The organism is Geodermatophilus sp. URMC 60, from assembly GCF_053502585.1.
In genome coordinates this window covers 2,249,250-2,265,759 of record NZ_CP199958.1, presented here as the reverse complement: position 1 = coordinate 2,265,759, position 16,510 = coordinate 2,249,250, and the positions used below count along the sequence as shown (strand labels likewise).

Sequence of the window (16,510 nt, the reverse complement as noted above, 5' to 3'; positions counted from 1 at the left end):
GGCGGTGGGTCGCTCACGCCCCCGCGCGGCTGCCAGGCGCAGGCTCGGTGCGGAAGTCGGCCTGCCACAGGTCCGGCCCGAAGACCTCGTACTGGATGTCCCGGGGCGCCACACCGCGGTCGATGAGGGCGCTGCGCACGGCCTGCATGAACGGCAGCGGACCGCACAGGTAGTATGCCGCGCCCTCGGGCAGGTCGACCGCGCCGACGTCCATCGTGCCGGCGTGCACGCCGTCGACCGGCAGCGCGCTGTCGGCGCCGGACTCGTACCAGACGTGCACCGCGGCGTTCGGCAGCGCGCGGACGTCGTCGACCACCTGGCGGCGCAGGGCGAAGCACGCCTCGTCGGTGTCGGCGTGCAGCAGTGTGATCGGCAGCCCGGAGCCGGCGTGCCGCAGGTGGGAGAGCATGCCCGCCATCGGGGTGACGCCGATGCCCGCGCTGGCGAAGACCGCCGGCCGCCAGTCGTCGAGCACGACGTCACCGAAGGGCAGCGACAGGGTCAGGACGTCGCCGACCTGCACGGTGTCGCACAGGTGGTTGGACACCTCGCCGGCGGGCTTGCCGTCGCCGCGGACCCGCTTGACCGAGAACTGGCGGTGCTCGCCATCGTCGGCGGCGGTCAGGCTGTACTGCCGCGGCTGGTGCACCCCGTCGGGCATGCGGACCTTGACCGACACGTACTGGCCCGGCAGCGAGGTCTTGACCAGCCGGTCGTCGACCCGCCGCACCCGGAAGGTCACCACGTCGTCGGTCTCCGCGGTCTTCTCCTCCACCTGCCAGTCGCGCCACACGGTCTCCGGGCGCACCCCGCGCGCGCTGTACAGGCCGCGCTCCTGGTTGATCAGGGCGTAGGCCATCAGCCAGTAGACCTCGTCCCACGCGGCGGCCACCTCCGGCGTGACCGCGTCGCCGAGCACGTCGGCGATCGCCCAGAACAGGTGCTCGTGCACGACCTGGTACTGGTCGGGGCGCAGCCCGAGGGAGGCGTGCTTGTGCGCGATCCGGTTCAGCAGCTGCTCGGGCAGCTGCTCCGGCGTCTTCACCAGGGCGCTGGCGAAGGCCGCCACCGAGCCGGCGAGCGCCACCTGCTGGGTGCCCTCGGCCTGGTTGCCGCGGTTGAACAGCCCGTCCAGCAGGTCGGGGCGGGCGGTGAACATGTGGGCGTAGAAACGCTGGGCGATCTCACCGATGTTCTCGGCGACCGGCGGCAGCGTCGCCTCCACCACCGGGCGGGCTCGGTGGGACAGCACGTGGCACTCCCCCTGGTGTCGCACCGGGGCGACCTCTGCTCGGCCGCCCCGCCGCCCATCCTGCGTCCGTCCCCGGGGCCCCGCCCGGCGGGTGCCGGGGTCGAGCGTCCCGCGGGTCAGCGTTCTCCGGCGACGATGCGCTGCAGGTCCGCTGCCATGCAGGCGGCCTCGCGCGAGGCACCGGCGATGGCCTCCTGCGCCTGCGCGGTCGCGGCGCTCTGCTCCTCGACGGCGGCGGCGATGGTGGCCTGCGCGTCCACGACGCCACGGATGACGTCCTGGACGCCCCCCAGGGCGGTCCCGGCCGTGTCGACCTCGTGCCGGACGGCGTCGACGACGGTGCGGATCCGCTCGGTCGCCCGGGCGGTCTCCAGCGCGAGGTCCTTGACCTCCCCGGCGACGACGGCGAAGCCCTTGCCCGCCTCGCCGGCACGGGCCGACTCGATGGTGGCGTTGAGGGCCAGCAGGTTGGTCTGGTCGGCGATCGCGGAGATGCTGCCGGCGATCTGGTCGATCTCGGCCATGGTCCCGGCCAGCCGCTCGACGGTCTGCGCCCCGGTGCGCGACTGCGCGCTCGCCTCGCGGGCGGTGGTGCTCGCGCCGCTGGCCGCGGCGGCGATCTCGGCGATCGCCGAGCGCAGCCCCTCCATCACCTCGGTGGCGGTGGCGACGTTGCCGTCCAGCCGGCGTCCGGCGTCCACCAGGCCGTCGATCCCCTCACCGAGCCGCGCCGCGCGCTCCTCCCGCGCCCGCGCCCGCCGGGCGGCCTCGTCGGCGGCGCGGGCGCGCTCCTCGGCGAGCTCGAGCTCCGCGCGGGCCTGGGCGACCTGCTGCTCCTCCGCCAGCCGCTGCTGCGCGCGGCGCTCGCGGTCCAGCCGCTCGGCGAACTTCCAGCCGTAGGCCAGGAAGGTCGCCTCGAGCAGCACGAAGACGGCGTGCAGGGCGACGAAGGCCATCGGGGCGTGGTGCGCGTGCGGGGAGAACACCGACTCGGGCGCCCAGATGCCGGCCACGGCGTGGTGCACGGCGACGAAGCCGACGGCCAGCAGGAACGGCGTCCACATCTGGTACAGCGCCACCAGCGGGAGCAGCACGTAGAACCAGATGTGCAGGTCGGTGAGCCCTCCGCCGACGTGCACCAGCACGTCGGCACCGACCATCAGGCCGAGGCCCACGGCGCTCGCGCGAGCGACCTGGCCGCGCAGGGCGAAGGCGAGCGCCACGGTCACCGCGATGACGGCGAGCTGCCCCCACAGCAGCCACCCGCCCACCCCGCGGACCACGCCGATCAGCGCCAGGACGGGCACGTGGGCGACCAGCATCCCCGTGGTCACCCGGTGGCGGGCTGCGAAGCTGCGGGCGTCGAGCCGGGCGCCTCGGGGGAAGGCTGCCCAGAACCCGCTCCGGACGTCATCGTCTGGGTGCGCAGAGCGCACGGGATCCGTGGTCACGCCACCTCTTCGGCTGCTGGTCCGGGGTGGTTGAGTCCGAACCCTCGTCGCTTCCCACCAGCCGCACTCCTGCGACAGCAGCGACGCGTGTGACGGGTGCACCGGACACGCGCTGCCGGGGTGCTGGCCCGGTCCGGCTCCCGCTGGTGACCCTGGGGCCATGACTCTCGCCTACTCCTACGGGACCGCTCACGCCGTCGTGATGGTCGGCTCGGTGGGCAGCGCGGAGGGCCTCGTCCCGCGGCAGATCGGGCCGGCGCACGCGACCATCGGCAAGGTCAACGGCCGCAGCCGCAAGGCGCTGTGCGGCGCCTACGTGGCGGTGGACGAGCAGACCGTGTGGCCGCCGGCGGACTACGAGAGCGCGCAGCTGTGCGCGGAGTGCGCCGAGCTCGCCGTCCTCTGAGTCACCCGCCGGCCACCGACGGCAGCACCTGGACGACGGTGCCGTCGGTCACCGGCGCGCTCAGCCCGCCGGTGTACCGCACGTCGTCGCCGTCCACGTAGACGTTCACGAAGCGCCGCAGCGCACCGGCCTCGTCCCGGATCCGGCGGGCCAGCGCGGGGTGGACGACGGCCAGCGTGTCCAGCAGGTCGGCGAGCGTGCCGCCCCCGGGCTCGACCTGCAGGTGCCTCGTGCCGCCGGCGAGATCGGCCAGGACACCGGGCAGCACCACCTCGACGCCCACGGTCAGATCCGCGCGGCGCAGACGACGAGCACGTCGGGCAGGTGGTCGGCGACCATGGTGAAGGTGTCCCCCTCGTCGGCGCTGACGTAGACGCAGCCGTCGCGGGTGCCCAGGTAGAGCCCCGTCGGTTCGGCCTCGTCGGCGCAGAATGCGTCGCGCACCACGGCTGCCCAACAGGCACCGGGCAGGCCGGTGGTCAGCGCGGTCCACGTCCCGCCCGCGTCGCGGGTGCGGTGCACCTGCAGCCGGCCCTCGGGCGGCACCCGCTGCACGTCGGCGACCAGCGGCACCACCCACGCGGTGCCGGGGGTGGACGGCGAGGCGACGACCGGAAACCCGAAGTCGGCGGGCAGGCCCGCGGCGATCGACGTCCAGGACCTGCCCGCGTCGTCGGTGCGGAAGACGCCGAAGTGGTTCTGCGCGTACATGCGGTCCGGACCGGCCGCGTCGACGGCGACCTTGTGCACGCACTGGCCGTACTCGGGCGCGGGCTCGGGCAGGAAGACGGCGCTGATGCCGGAGTTGCGCGGCTCCCACCTCGAGCCGCGGTCCTCGCTGACGTAGACGCCGCCGGTGCTCATCGCGACGGTCACCCGGTCCGAGGCGGGGTCGGGCAGCACGGTGTGCACCGCTGCTCCCCCGCCCCCGGGTTCCCAGGTCGGCCGGTGCGGGTGGTCCCACAGCCCGCGGACCAGGTCGAAGCTGCGGCCGCCGTCGGTGCTGCGCCACAGCGAGTGCGGTTCGCAGCCGGCCCAGACGACGTCGGGCCGGTCGGCGCCGTCGGGGCGGAGCTGCCAGACGCGGGCGAGCGCCGCGCCGGTGTCCTCCGGGAAGCGGATGGCGCCGGTCCCGGTCTCCTGCCAGCTCGCGCCGAGGTCGTCGGACCACATGACCGTCGGGCCCCAGTGGCCGTACTGGATGCCCGCGAGCACCCGTGGCGCCGGGCCGCGGGTGTCGATGGAGACCGCGGCGACCTCCTGCGCGAGCAGGTGCGGTTCCCCCAGCGTCCAGGTGCGGCGGCCGTCGTCGCTGCGGGCCAGCCACAGACCCTTGCGCGTGCCGATGGCGAGCAGGTCGGTCATGGCGCCCCCCCGGGATCGGCGGGGCCTCGGTCGGCCCCTCGGACGTCAGACCGTCCGAGGGGCCGGAACTCAGCGGCGGGTGGCGCCGCCGCTCGGCTGGTCCGGGTCGGTGGCCTGCTGGTACGTCTGCGTCCGGTCGTCGGCGGCTTGCGGCGCGCGGCCGTCGGAGTGCCGGCCGTGCTGGTCGGCCAGGCCCGGGGCCAGCTTCTCGGCCTTGGCGCGCAGCTGCTCGGCTGCCGAGGCGTGCTCACCCGCCCGGCTCGCGCGCTCCTGCGCCTCCTGCTCGGCCAGCCGGGTGCGCTCCTCGACCTCGGCGCGCTCCCGCCGGGCGCGGGCTGCCTGCTCCTCGGCGGCCGCCTGCTCCTTCTCCGCCTGTGCCGCGCGGAGCTCCGCCTCGCGCAGGTGGTCGCGGGCCTGCTCCCGCTTGCGGGCCCCGTTGATGCGGTTGCGCTTGGCCATCGTCAGGGCGAGCACGGCCAGCAACGCCACCACGACCACGACGATCAGCACGATCACCCAGGTGTCCACGGCACTCTCCTCGACTCGGGGACCGGGTGATCATTCCCCGGGCGTGACGCGGGGAAACGCTCAGGTGAGCGCGCTGCCGGCCTGCCACTCGGCCCAGGGGATGGTCCAGTCGTAGACGTCCGAGCGCAGCGTGCCGGCGTCGGAGCCCCGGATCTCCACGATGTCGCCAGGCTGGGAGAACTGGAAGAACCAGCGGGCGTTCTCGGTGGAGAGGTTGATGCAGCCGTGGGAGACGTTCTCCCGGCCCTGCTGGGCCACCGACCACGGCGCGGCGTGCACGAACTCGCCGCTGTCGGAGATGCGGACGGCGTACTCGACCGGCGTGCGGTAGCCGTCGGGGCTGTCGACCGGGACGCCGTAGGTGCTGGAGTCCATGACCCGGTCCCGGTTCAGCTCGGTGACCACGTGCGCGCCGTTGTAGCTCGGGTTGTCGGGGCTGCCGGCGCTGATCGGGAAGGTCTTCACCAGCTGGTCGCCGTCGTAGACCTCCATCTGGTGGGTGTCCGCGTCGGCGATCGACACGTGCCGCGCGCCGATCGAGAAGGAGACCGTGCGGTCGGTCTCGCCCCAGACGCCGTTGCCGAAGTCCACGCCGTAGAGGTCGGCGTCGAGGGTGACGTCGGTGTCGGCCGGCCAGTACTGCGACGGGCGGTAGTGCACCTCGGTGTCGCTGAACCAGTTCCAGGCGCCGTCGGTCGGGGTCGAGCTGGTCACCTCCAGACCGCGCTCGACGGCCGCCTTGTCGGTGACCGGCTGGTCGAAGTAGACGCGGATCGGCATGCCCACGCCGACCGTCTGGCCGTCGAGCGGGCCGATGGACGGCGTCAGCTGCGTCCGCGGGGTGACCGTGGTGAAGGTGGTCGCGGCCTCGGCGGGCTCGGTGCCCTCCCCCGCTGCGGCGGCGGTCAGCGTGTACTCGGTGCCGTAGTCGAGCGGGGTCTCCGGCGTCCAGACGTCGACGGCCGCGTCCCCGGGCGAGTCGGCCACCGAGCCCGGGACCTCGGCCCCGGCGCCGTCGACGACGCGCACGCCGGTCAGCTCGCCGTCGGTGACGGAGATCTCCAGCGGGACCGTGGGCGAGACGTCGACCGCGCCATCGGCAGGCGAGACCTCGACCACGACCGGGCGCGCCTCGGCGGTGGTCGGCGCCACCGCCGCCGCGGCCGCGCTGTCGCCGCCGCCACCCTGGCAGCCGGCGAGCAGGACCAACGCCGTCGCCGTGACCAGCGCAGACGTCCTCCGCATCGCGATCCCCTCCGCGTCCTGGACAGTCGCTCCCCGGGAACGACAGCTTGCACCGACCAACCAGTGTCCACTGCCGAGTCGGAACGGTTTCGTCCGTTGCGCTGCGGGACCACCCCGTCGGCGCGCTCCGGGGCGCTGGTATCGTTCCCTTCTGTCGCCCGGCGCAGCCGGAGGACACGCGCCATTAGCTCAATTGGCAGAGCAGCTGACTCTTAATCAGCGGGTTCGGGGTTCGAGTCCCTGATGGCGCACCACACGGCAAGCCGCTGACCAGCGGGTTCGCCTACCACCGCAAGATCATCGAGGCGTCGGGCCGGCCAGCTGTCCGCAAACAGTCCGCAGAAGTGCGCGATCAGCGGTGTTGGAACGACCTGCGCGGCCACGCCGATCCGGACCCACGGCGCGGCGGTGGAGGCCGCCGGCTCCGCCACACTCGGCCTCATGACCAGCCGCGAGGACATCCACCGCTTGGTGGACGCACTGCCCGCGGCGCGCCTGCCGGCGGTCGAACAGCTGCTCCGGGCCGGCCTCGCGGACACCGACCCGACGGAGCGGCGTCGCTTCGCCAGCACCGGCACCCTGTCGGCCGAGCACGACCTGGCCGAGCGGTCGGAGGACGTCCTGCGCAGCGACGGCGACCCTGACGCCGTCGGCGGGCGCGACGCATCCAGCGCCTGATCGTCGTCGACACCGGTCCGGTCGCGCTGGTCGACGACCGCGACGACCACCATGAGCGCTGCCGGGACTTCCTGGAGACCCATCCTGGTCCCCTGCTGCTCCCCGCCACGGTCGTCACCGAGGTGTGCCTGTTGCTGGAACGACGGCGCGGCACGCAGGCGAGACTGGCCTTCCTCGCCGACGTCCGGGCCGGCCGCTTCCGGCTGGTGGACGACCTCGAGCCGGACCTCGACCGCATCGCCGAGCTGGTCGAGCGCTACGCCGACCTGCCGCTGGGCACGGTGGACGCCTCGGTCGTCGCGCTCACCGAACGGCTCGGGCTGCACGAAGTTGCCACGCTCGACCACCGGGACTTCTCCGTCGTCCGCCCCGGCACACGCGTGGCGCAGGCTGACCGCACTCAGCGACTTCCAGCTGTGACGCCAATGTCCTCAGGGCCAGGCGCAGATATGCAGCTAGGCGCATCGGCGCTCGACCTGCTGGCCTCGTGCGACCCCTACTCCAGTCACACTCGCAAGGTCACCGTCGTTCATGCTTATGTTCCCACGCAGCCGCGCCTCACGATCCGAGCTGACCTGTCAGTCTTCTTGACCCGAACAGGGCAAAGTCGGATCGTCGGCCCGTCGAGAGTCGCCGTCCTCACCGGCCCCAGCAATAGGGCCCCGACGGATCCCTGTCTCGGAGGATGCCCCCCTTTTCCGAAAGGGCACCCCACCATGAGCACTGAGCAGCAACACCCCGACGCCTGGACCGAGCATCAGGCCGCGACGAAGCGGACCTCGGAGGAGGCCCTCGCCAAGAGGTCGGAGGAGCGCGCCGACATCGAGGAGGACCGGCATCGGCAGCAGGAATTGGACGATGCGGAGATGGGCGGGGAATCCTGAATGCAATGCCGTCGCCCTCCCCGGTTGTCAACCAAGGCGCGCCAGCCCCACCGCGCCGGCTGAGCGAATGACGCGGACGCCGGCAAAGGGTGCGCCTACGGGCCGATGACGCGGTCCGACACGGCATGCGTCGACGACGCGGACGGGGCTGGCTGTGTCCTGACCGTGGTCCGGCTGGAGCCGCATCGCGGACCCTACTGGACCCCGACGCTACGGGGCGATCTGTCCCACCCGAACCCAAATCACCGCCGCGGCGGTCACGACCCGCTCAATGACCGACCTCAGCAAGATCACGAGAGAGCGGGGTAGTCGTGCGCAGGTCGGCGTGGCCGACGGTGGCCTGACATCTTGGAGTAAAACGCCGCACGAAAGTGCTTCCATCGCAGGCCTGGCGAAAAATGGATGTCACAGAGCACAAACCGCCAGCGTGCTCTGACGGGGAGGAACCACCACGGGTCCTGATTCTTGACGGTCCAGCTACCATGCATCATGGGAGAGATACGGCACACATACTGTGACCAGTGCGGAAACAAATCAGGCTTCACAAGATTCTGTCCTCAATGTGGCAAGCCCGGAACCGATCGTCCGTATACCTCGACTGCGCTTCGACCCGGTTACTGCCCCGACTGCGGCGAAGAATATTCGACCGTAACGTCCAAGTACTGCTCCGTGTGCGGCGTGGCACGCTCAGGAAATGCTCAGGACAACACAGAACCCTACTGCTGTAGTTGCGGGAGCCAAATAGCAACTGCCTCATCCGGGTACTGCTCCCACTGCGGGGGCAAGGTGCTCTATCGGTGACTGAGCCTTTGTCAGCCGCCAGCGGCTGCACCACCGGTCGGCTCTCCCTGAATATGTTGTCGGCCGGACGCACCAGGCCGCCGGGTGCCAAGTGAACTGCTCCTCCGGAAGACTGGGGCCCGGACGGCCTCCCCGTCTGCGAGTAGCGCGCCACCGCGGTCATCCCGCTGGGTGACACCTGTGTCCGCTGACCGATCAGGCCAGCAGGTGGCGAGGACGATCACCGTCGTGTTCCGGACGTACACGGCCACCAGCGCGCTGCCGTACCCGCACCCGGAGCAGGCGATGGCGGGACTTTGCGCGCAGCTGCAGCTCCAACTGGGCACCGGCGAGCTGCCGGACTGGGCCAAGCTGCGGCCCCTCGGCGGGCGGAGGTTACCGACGCCACCGGCTGGGTGTGGTGAGTGGCGTCCACCAGGGTGGTGTGCGACGGCCCGGTGAGTAGCCGGCCCTGAATGTCGAGGCGGCCACCGCGTGATCTTCTGGAGACCTCTCACAGTCCTTCAGGAGTTCGACGCGATGACCGCACCGAGCAGTATCGACCCTGCCCACTTCCTGCACGAGCAGCTGGCCCAGGCCAGCCCGGAGCTGCTCCGGCAGATGCTGACCACGTTCATCGACACGCTCATGTCGGCCGAGGCCGACGCGGTCGGCGGCGCCGAGTACGGCGCCCGCTCCGCCGAGCGCATCAACGTCCGCAGCGGCTACCGGTCCCGGGAGTTCGACACCCGCGCCGGCACCCTCGATGTCGCGATTCCCAAGCTGCGCACCGGCTCCTACTTCCCCGACTGGCTGCTCGAGCGCCGCCGCCGGGCAGAACGGGCGCTGACCACGGTGGTCGCGACCTGCTACCTGCTCGGGGTGAGCACCCGGCGGATGGAGAAGCTCGTGGAGTCCCTCGGGATCACCCGGCTGAGCAAGTCGCAGGTCAGCGAGATGGCCCGCGACCTCGAGGAGCAGGTGGCGGCGTTCCGGCACCGACCGCTGGACGCCGGGTCGTACACGTTCGTGGCCGCCGACGCCCTGGTCCTCAAGGTCCGCGAGGGCGGCCGGGTGGTGAATGTGCATGCCCTGGTCGCGACCGGCGTGAACGCCGACGGGCACCGAGAGATCCTCGGCCTGCAGGTCACCTCCGCCGAGGACGGCGCCGGCTGGCTGGCCTTCTTCCGAGGCCTGACCGCCCGCGGCCTGACCGGAGTCCAGCTGGTCACCAGCGACGCCCACCGCGGGCTGGTCGACGCCATCGGCGCCACCCTGCCGGGTGCGGCCTGGCAGCGCTGCCGCACCCACTACGCCGCGAACTTGATGGCGGTGACCCCGAAGAACGCCTGGACCTGGGTGCGGGCGCTGCCGCACTCGGTCTACGAGCAGCCCGACGCCGCCTCCGTGCACGCCCAGTTCGACCACGTCATGGCTGCCCTGACCGACAAGCTCCCGAAGGTGGCCGAGTATCTGGAGGCCGCCCGGGCCGACGTGATGGCCTTCACCGGCTTCCCGAAGGAGGTCTGGCGGCAGATCTTGGTCCAACAACCCCAACGAGCGGCTCAACCGGGAGATCCGCCGGCGCACCGACGTCGTCGGCATCTTTCCCGACCGCGACGCGCTCATCCGCCTGGTCGACGCGGTGCTCGCCGAGCAGCACGACGAATGGACCGAAGGCCGCCGCTACCTCGGCCTCGACGTCCTCGCCCGCTGCCGACTGCGGCCGGTCGACGACACCGACAAGACCACCGAGGAGGTGACCATTCCGGCGCTCAGCGCCTGACCAGACCGAAGATCACGCGGTAGCCGCCACACACCACGCCAGCGGACTTGACCGTGTGGTGGGAGTACCAAGCCGAGGTGAACACGCGAGACGCTGGCCCCGTCGACTGAACAGGCCACGGCAGGCTGACGCGCGAGCGGAGACGCGGGCACCCCCGCGCCAGGGGCTGAGCCAGAGCTCGCGAGCGCTACTCGAAAGGGACCCCATCGCCGTCCCGGTCCCGCTTGCGGAAGTACGGGGCTGCTCCGCGTAGATGGGCGCGGCGCCGGCTGCTCTCACCGCGTCACAGCGAGGCGGCGGGTTGCCCAGCGCTGGCCGGTCGACCACTGAGCCACACACTGCCGCGGAGCAGCGAGCGTGACCCGTCGGTCGCCGCGGGCTGCGGGGCGCCGCACCCGAACGGTCGTGGCTCAGCTCTATCTGTTCCTCCAAGCCCCACGCTGAGTCCTACGCTCTTGCGATGACGTCCCGCGTCGAAGTCTTCGTCCGCAGTGGGCACACCATTGACCTAGTGCTGGAGGACGGCCAGGACCACATGTTCGCGAACGCCCTACACGAGGCCTGGGCGTCCCCCGATGCCATCGGCTTCAAGCACCTCACGCTCGGCGAGAACGCCGTGATTCTCGCCAGCGAGGTCGTCGGTTACCGGCTCCACGGTCCGATGCAGACGGACTCATCGATATAGATGGGGTTTCGCGGTCGCGGCAGTAGCGGCCACGCTCGGCCCCCAGTAACAGTGGTGCTGACCTACCCGTCGGGGCCGACAGTGTGGGAGTCGGGGGCTTTGACAACGTGCACTGGCGATGCTGCCTTCGCCACCGCACACAGCCACCGTCACCGCTGACGACGTCAGCGGTGACGGTCAGCGGCCAAGCCTTCAGCTCGGCGCAGCCGGGTCACGCAGAGCTCGCCACGCGGCAGCGACCAAGCCGCCGCCCACCACGGCCGTGACCGACGGCTTGGGCGACCATCGCAGCGCGGCGACGGCCATGCCGGGGGGTGCGGTGCGCTGCGGATCGGATGCCTGCCCCGGCGCTGTCGGGGACGGCTCCGGCGCGGTCCTGGCGAAGGCAGCCAGCATCGCGGGGACGAAGGCCGCCATATCCTGGGGCCCTCTACTGGTGGTGAGGTTCCCGTCCCGGACGATCTCCTGATCGAGCCAGGTGGCACCGGCCGTGCACCCGCAGCGAGACCTCGTAGCAGCGGTAGGTCGTCGGCTTGAGGTCGACCTTGCTCTCCAGCCACTGGCCGGCCCACTCGGCCGGGTGACCCGGGTCCGCTTGGGGTCGACGTAAGCGCCGGTGAGCACCGAGGTGGTGACCGAGTCCAGCCACGCCTGCGCGTCGGCCTTCTTCTCGAAGTGCCGCGCGTGCTCCTTGCCCGCCGCGTCGCGGTAGCGGGACCGCCACTGCCCGTTGGGGCCGGCGGGCGATGCTGCCACCGTCAGGCCCCGGCGACGCTGCCGCAGACGCGCGCCGCCGGCGCCCGCCGATCGCGGCCGCCAGCGGAACCGACAAGTGCAGCTGTCCGCAGGGAGTCCGCAGCAGAGCCGTTTCCAACCATCTCCGGCCGACGTCGGCCAACCACCATCAACATTATCGTCATCACCTCGGCGCCGACGTTGCCCCAGGTCAGCGGCGCGCAACAGCCCCCTGAGCAGCAGGGGCGCGCAGTCCGCAATGGAGGCGGAATGGCGCTCAATAGCGGCTTTTGATCAGCGGGCTCGGGGTTCGAGTCCCTGACGGCGCACCACGCAGCAAGTGGCTGGCCTGCGGCTCTGCCCTGCAGGTCGAGATCACCTCAGCTGGGAGGCGGCGAGCTGTCTGCAAACAGTCCGCGGAACTCCGCGTCCAGCCCGTTGGGCCACATCGTGCGGCCCGGTTGGCCGAGCGTCCCGCGACGGCTGATTCGTGACTTCGCCCACCCGGGCTGCCTTCCGGCGCAGACGGAGCCTGTGCACCGGCGGCGTTGACTCGATGACCGCTTCGCCCGGGCGGCGGTTCACCGCAGATCGACGCCGGCCTCCGTGGTCACGGAGGGGATGACCTGGGCCCGGTCACGCCCTCGCCGTGACCGGATCATGCTCGCGGCTCCCGATCTCCGCGATGGAGCCGACAGAAGCGGCTGCCCGATCCGGCGAGGTTGCGGCAGGGGTCACCCTTCGCCGTCGTCGCCGCGCAGCGCTCCCGCTCCGTGCCGTCATCTCGCGGGCGGTGCGCCAGCACGATCTCGACGACATCGCTCTGCCCGACCGCTGGGTGCAGTGGCGTGTCAGAGGTCAACAGGACCTGTCCCCGGGCGGTCGCGACCACGATGTCGACCTGCAGTTGCGAATTCCCGGGATCCCCGAAGTCGCTGATGTGGTACGTCGTGGTGAACTCACCGCGTCGATCGGTGACGGGGTGGTCCGGGAGTTCCAGGTCGCTCCCACGAGTCACGAAGCGGATGCGCAGGTCGGGTACGGCTGCGCCGCGCGCATCGACGACCCGGCCCTGCACGAGCCATTCCTGCGGCCGTGGAGTGTGTGCGCCCACGCGTCGGCGGGCGACCTCGTCGACCTCCTCCGCCAGCCGTACGAGGTACGCACGGCGTTCCTCCAGGGCGAGCACTCGCGGATGCTCGGGGCCGAGCTCGGCCTCGAGGCGGCGCCGCGTCGCGGCCAGGCGGTTGGCGCGGGTGGCGGTCAGGCGCCCGAACGTCTGCATGAGCGCCGGGTCGTCGTCGGCGAGGTGCGCGGTGACCTCGTCCTGGAACCTGCGGAGCAGGTCCACCAGCATGATGTCCGCCACAGCACTCACCTTCCGATGATCGTGTGGTGCCGGCCGACGGTGATGGCGTCGGATCGAGCGCAGAACGCCGCGATGTTGCCGTGCTCGACACTGGCCCCCGTCGGATCGTCCACGCGGATGCAGTGGGTGGTCACGTTGCCCGTCACGACCTGGGCGATGGCGATGCCGTAGTACGAGAGCAACGCCGTCCGGCGGAACTCGGTCACCCGGTTGTCGGTCGTCTGCAGGGTGCCCCCGAGGGCCCAGATGCTGGAGCGGATCGTCTGCTGGGCGACCCCCGGCGGATACTCCTCGTTGAGTACGTGGTTGCACCCGATCGACAAGGCGTCATAGGTGAAGGCCAGCACGGCCGACCCCAGCATCAGGTCCGCCGGTGGGACGGAATCGGGGTCGACCGCATCGGACGGTCCGAGGCCCGATGCGACGGACTGCGTCGTGATCTGGTTGTCGTCGAGCTGGACCGCGCCGTGCAGCGCACGTGACTGCGACTCGCGGCCATCGAGCGCCGGCATCACCGCAAAATCCGGCGAGACGCTGATGTTGCAGACCAGCACCGTACGGCCGATCCGGAACCCGCTGGACCCGACCAGCTGGGAGACGAGGGTGTTGTCCTTGATCGACATCTGCCCGGCGCCGTAGGCGATGACGGCCGGCCCACCGGGCGTCACCACGACGTTGTCGTGGATCACCACGGCGGGGGCGCCGACCTGCAGGGGTGCGAGGGGCCCGCCTCCTCCGCCCACACCGGTCACCGCCAATGCCGAGATGCCGAGGTTGAGGACGACGCGTTCGTCCTGGACGGTGCTCGTGGGCCCGTTGTGCACGACCGTGTTACCCCGGATGGCCACGTCCTGGCAGGTGACCAAGCTGATCCCGAAGCCCATCACGAACCGCGCGTTCGCGTCCTGGGGGGGTCCGTTGTCCTCCACGTGATTGTCGATCAGTCGGATACCGGTGCCGTCCCGCAGATAGATACCGCCCCCGATGGCCATCCCGTCGCCGAGCGGTGCGCCGCCGCACTTGCGGATGTCGTTCCCGGCAATTCGCAGTTCCTCGATCTCTCCACTGAGTCGCTCCTCCTCGAGCGGTGCGCTGATGCCCTCCCGCGACATCCCCTCGATGCGGTTGCCGGTGATCGCGGTCGCGGTGACACCGTCGATGAGGCCGCTGGGTTTCTCACCGTCGGCCAGGCCGCCCAGCAGCACCCCCGCGCCACGACCGCCCGAGATCACGTTCGAGACGACGTCGGTCCGGGTGCTGCCCTCGCGGATCCACACGCCGCCGGCCGCCAGGCGGTTGTGCTGGATCCGCAACCCGGCACCTGAGAGCGACGCAGCCGGAGTGCCGATCAATGTGCAGCCCAGGATCCGGACGTCGGTTGCCCGGGCGACCGACAGGGCCGAACCGGTGCCCTCGAGAGCTGCGAGATCGGGGGACATCACGCCCACACGCGCCAGGTGCTGACCGGTCCCGACGTTGGCGGCGAGGCAGTCCACGACGTCGAACCGCGTGACTTCGCCGGCTTCGACCGTCGCGCGCTCTGTCGACGAGAACAGCCACAGGTGCTCGACGCGCACGTCGGCCCCATCGCGAAGGACGAGTGCCGGGCCATCTGTGGCGATGACGCGGGACTGCTGACCGCAACCGGAGACGGTGATGCTGCCACGCCGGATCACCACAGGCGCGGGGAGGATGTGTACGCCCGGCAGCACGCAGATGCGGACGGATCCGACGGTGTCGGCCACGGCATCGACCGCCTGTTGCAAGGTCGCGACGTCGCCGTCCTCACCCACGCTCACCGTGCAGCAGGCATCGCCGCCCGCCACCAGGCCGCACAGCGGTGAGAACGTCGAGCGGCACTCCACGACCTCGCTCAGGGGGGCAGCTGCCCACGTCACCAGCGCGAGGCGCGCGAAGTGGTGCTCGATCCCGCGCCGCGGCGCGTCGACGAATCCCTCGACATCCCCGGTGGCGACACGCGCGGGGATGACCCAGTGATCGCCGGTCCGGAAGGGGCCGGCGCCGAACCGCACCTGGATGCCGTCCTCGAGCCCGGTCCAGTTGCTGTCCGTTGCCAACTCGGTGCCGCCGTGGTCCCAGCGCCGCACTCTCGGCGCGGTGTGATCTGCGTAGACCGATACATCCTTGTCGAGCGTGATGATCCGCTCGTCCTCGTCGGGCGGACCGACGACCGACACCATCGTCCCCGTCCGGCCACTCAGCTCGGACTCGTTGCTCAGCACCTCGACGCGGTCGTCGGCGCCGAACCGCAGCACCGCGTCCTTGCCGAGGCTGTGGACGCGGATCTTCTTGCTGCTCTCGAACGCGACGATGGTGCTCAGGATCGAGCCGTTGTCCCGTGACCACTTGAAGGTGGCCGTGCCGAGCGGGCCCGGCTCGTGGATCTCGATCCGGTACAGCCGGTTCTCCAGTCCCCGGTACCCCGCCGCGGGCTGGATGGCGCACGGGTCATCGGGGTCGGGTGCTGCCTCAGCACGCGCCGACATGAGCGCGGTGCTCGGCGCGGTCAGGGCACGCCACGCCGGATGCGGGTCGGCGCACCCGATGCCGCTCGCGTCGACGGGGGCGCCCTCGGCGTTCCGCAGGATCCGCAACGCCCACACGGTCTGCACGCGCGTCGCCGTGTCCGGCCCGCCGAGTGCCACCTCCCGCAGCGCCGGATCCTCGATCGCGGTGACGTGACGACGCCAGACGTCCAGATAGAACAGGTGCGTGGATCCGACCCAGGCCTGCGGATCGAAGCTCTCGCCGAACGGTTCGGCGGCATCCGCGGGGAAGTGCGGCTGGGTGCGGTAGGTCGTCAGCCGACGCACCGTCACGCTCGACCGGTCGGCGTGCCCGCCGGCGTCCTCCGACAGCACCAGCTGCGAGGCCTCGGTGACGACGGTCTCGATGCGCGCCACCGTGCGCAGCTCCGGCTCCCCCGCGCTGCCGCTGTGGACCGCGACCCACTGGCCCGCGGCGAACGGCCGGCCGTCCGGCGTCAGATGCCGCAGGACCAGCGTGGCGCCGTCGACGGATACCACACCGGTCGCCGTGCCCTCCGGCAACTCGACGAGGATGCCGTCGACGTAGATCCGCCCTGGCCCGATGAGGAGATCCCTGCCGTCGGGCGTGGGCGTCAGATCGAAGCCTGCGTTGTCGACGGGCGCGCAGGCGCGACCGATCGTGTCGATGGTCTGGGCCCGCCACCGGTGGTCGTCGATGTCGAACTGTTCGTTCCAGTCGGCGTCCAGCGTGACGCGGCCCTGCTGCATCAGCACGCCGGCGTACTGCCGGGGCGGCTGGTGACTGAACCTGGTGAAGTCGCCTTTCACTGCCGCCC

At 71.4% G+C, this 16,510-nt stretch carries 13 protein-coding genes, 1 tRNA gene and 1 pseudogene; 6 read left to right on the top strand and 9 right to left on the bottom strand.

Annotated elements, in window-relative coordinates:
• Positions 1–13: 13 nt before the first annotated feature.
• Positions 14–1,252 (bottom strand): globin domain-containing protein, encoded by a 1,239-nt coding sequence (locus ACWIX3_RS10945; RefSeq protein ID WP_448612098.1) that lies wholly within the window; start codon positions 1,250–1,252, stop codon positions 14–16.
• Between the two features lie 116 nt (positions 1,253–1,368).
• Positions 1,369–2,586 (bottom strand): methyl-accepting chemotaxis protein, encoded by a 1,218-nt coding sequence (locus ACWIX3_RS10940; protein WP_448612097.1) that lies wholly within the window; start codon positions 2,584–2,586, stop codon positions 1,369–1,371.
• Positions 2,587–2,863: 277 nt separating this feature from the next.
• Here ACWIX3_RS10940 and ACWIX3_RS10935 point away from each other — a divergent pair, with 277 nt between their 5' ends.
• The gene (locus ACWIX3_RS10935) at positions 2,864–3,109 is read left to right on the top strand and encodes a hypothetical protein (RefSeq protein ID WP_448612096.1); all 246 of its coding nucleotides are present in this window, start codon (positions 2,864–2,866) and stop codon (positions 3,107–3,109) included.
• A 1-nt stretch (position 3,110) separates the two neighbouring features.
• Here ACWIX3_RS10935 and ACWIX3_RS10930 read toward each other — a convergent pair whose 3' ends face one another.
• The 4 genes from ACWIX3_RS10930 to ACWIX3_RS10915 form a co-directional block, all read right to left on the bottom strand.
• On the bottom strand, positions 3,111–3,392 hold the full coding sequence (locus ACWIX3_RS10930; RefSeq protein ID WP_448612095.1) for a MoaD/ThiS family protein: 282 nt from the start codon (positions 3,390–3,392) through the stop codon (positions 3,111–3,113).
• A 2-nt stretch (positions 3,393–3,394) separates the two neighbouring features.
• Positions 3,395–4,474, bottom strand: a complete 1,080-nt coding sequence (locus ACWIX3_RS10925; RefSeq protein WP_448612094.1) for a WD40/YVTN/BNR-like repeat-containing protein — start codon at positions 4,472–4,474, stop codon at positions 3,395–3,397.
• A 69-nt stretch (positions 4,475–4,543) separates the two neighbouring features.
• Positions 4,544–5,002 carry a hypothetical protein gene (locus ACWIX3_RS10920; RefSeq protein WP_012947629.1) on the bottom strand — a complete coding sequence of 153 codons (459 nt, stop codon included), beginning with the start codon at positions 5,000–5,002 and terminating at the stop codon, positions 4,544–4,546.
• A gap of 60 nt (positions 5,003–5,062) precedes the next feature.
• The gene (locus tag ACWIX3_RS10915; protein WP_448612093.1) at positions 5,063–6,247 is read right to left on the bottom strand and encodes a L,D-transpeptidase; all 1,185 of its coding nucleotides are present in this window, start codon (positions 6,245–6,247) and stop codon (positions 5,063–5,065) included.
• 178 nt (positions 6,248–6,425) lie between these two features.
• Here ACWIX3_RS10915 and ACWIX3_RS10910 point away from each other — a divergent pair.
• The 5 genes and pseudogenes from ACWIX3_RS10910 (at position 6,426) to ACWIX3_RS10890 (ending at position 11,060) form a co-directional block, all read left to right on the top strand.
• Positions 6,426–6,501 (top strand) — tRNA-Lys (locus tag ACWIX3_RS10910).
• A gap of 187 nt (positions 6,502–6,688) precedes the next feature.
• The gene (locus ACWIX3_RS10905) at positions 6,689–6,925 is read left to right on the top strand and encodes a hypothetical protein (RefSeq protein ID WP_448612092.1); all 237 of its coding nucleotides are present in this window, start codon (positions 6,689–6,691) and stop codon (positions 6,923–6,925) included.
• Complete coding sequence (locus ACWIX3_RS10900) at positions 6,913–7,809, top strand: type II toxin-antitoxin system VapC family toxin (protein WP_448612458.1); 897 nt, start codon at positions 6,913–6,915, stop codon at positions 7,807–7,809. Before ACWIX3_RS10905 ends, ACWIX3_RS10900 begins: the two co-directional genes overlap by 13 nt.
• A gap of 1,320 nt (positions 7,810–9,129) precedes the next feature.
• A pseudogene (locus tag ACWIX3_RS10895) lies at positions 9,130–10,375 on the top strand (IS256 family transposase).
• A 460-nt stretch (positions 10,376–10,835) separates the two neighbouring features.
• The gene (locus tag ACWIX3_RS10890) at positions 10,836–11,060 is read left to right on the top strand and encodes a hypothetical protein (RefSeq protein WP_448612091.1); all 225 of its coding nucleotides are present in this window, start codon (positions 10,836–10,838) and stop codon (positions 11,058–11,060) included.
• 192 nt (positions 11,061–11,252) lie between these two features.
• On the opposite strand, the gene ACWIX3_RS10885 is transcribed toward ACWIX3_RS10890, so the two are convergent.
• From ACWIX3_RS10885 to ACWIX3_RS10875, 3 genes are all read right to left on the bottom strand, one after another.
• Positions 11,253–11,684, bottom strand: a complete 432-nt coding sequence (locus ACWIX3_RS10885) for a DJ-1/PfpI family protein (RefSeq protein ID WP_448612457.1) — start codon at positions 11,682–11,684, stop codon at positions 11,253–11,255.
• A gap of 769 nt (positions 11,685–12,453) precedes the next feature.
• Entirely contained in the window at positions 12,454–13,164 is a 711-nt protein-coding gene (locus tag ACWIX3_RS10880) for a hypothetical protein (protein WP_448612090.1), read from the bottom strand.
• Between the two features lie 5 nt (positions 13,165–13,169).
• Positions 13,170–16,502, bottom strand: coding sequence for a DUF6519 domain-containing protein (locus ACWIX3_RS10875; protein ID WP_448612089.1), 3,333 nt, complete (start codon positions 16,500–16,502; stop codon positions 13,170–13,172).
• Between the last annotated feature and the right edge of the window lie 8 nt (positions 16,503–16,510).

What these genes read in the sequence shown, in the direction of transcription:
- ACWIX3_RS10915 (WP_448612093.1), bottom strand. Translation starts at nt 6,247, where the DNA reads ATGCGGAGGACGTCTGCGCTGGTCACGGCGACGGCGTTGGTCCTGCTC.
- ACWIX3_RS10905 (WP_448612092.1), top strand. Translation starts at nt 6,689, where the DNA reads ATGACCAGCCGCGAGGACATCCACCGCTTGGTGGACGCACTGCCCGCG.
- ACWIX3_RS10925 (WP_448612094.1), bottom strand. Translation starts at nt 4,474, where the DNA reads ATGACCGACCTGCTCGCCATCGGCACGCGCAAGGGTCTGTGGCTGGCC.
- ACWIX3_RS10890 (WP_448612091.1), top strand. Translation starts at nt 10,836, where the DNA reads ATGACGTCCCGCGTCGAAGTCTTCGTCCGCAGTGGGCACACCATTGAC.
- ACWIX3_RS10935 (WP_448612096.1), top strand. Translation starts at nt 2,864, where the DNA reads ATGACTCTCGCCTACTCCTACGGGACCGCTCACGCCGTCGTGATGGTC.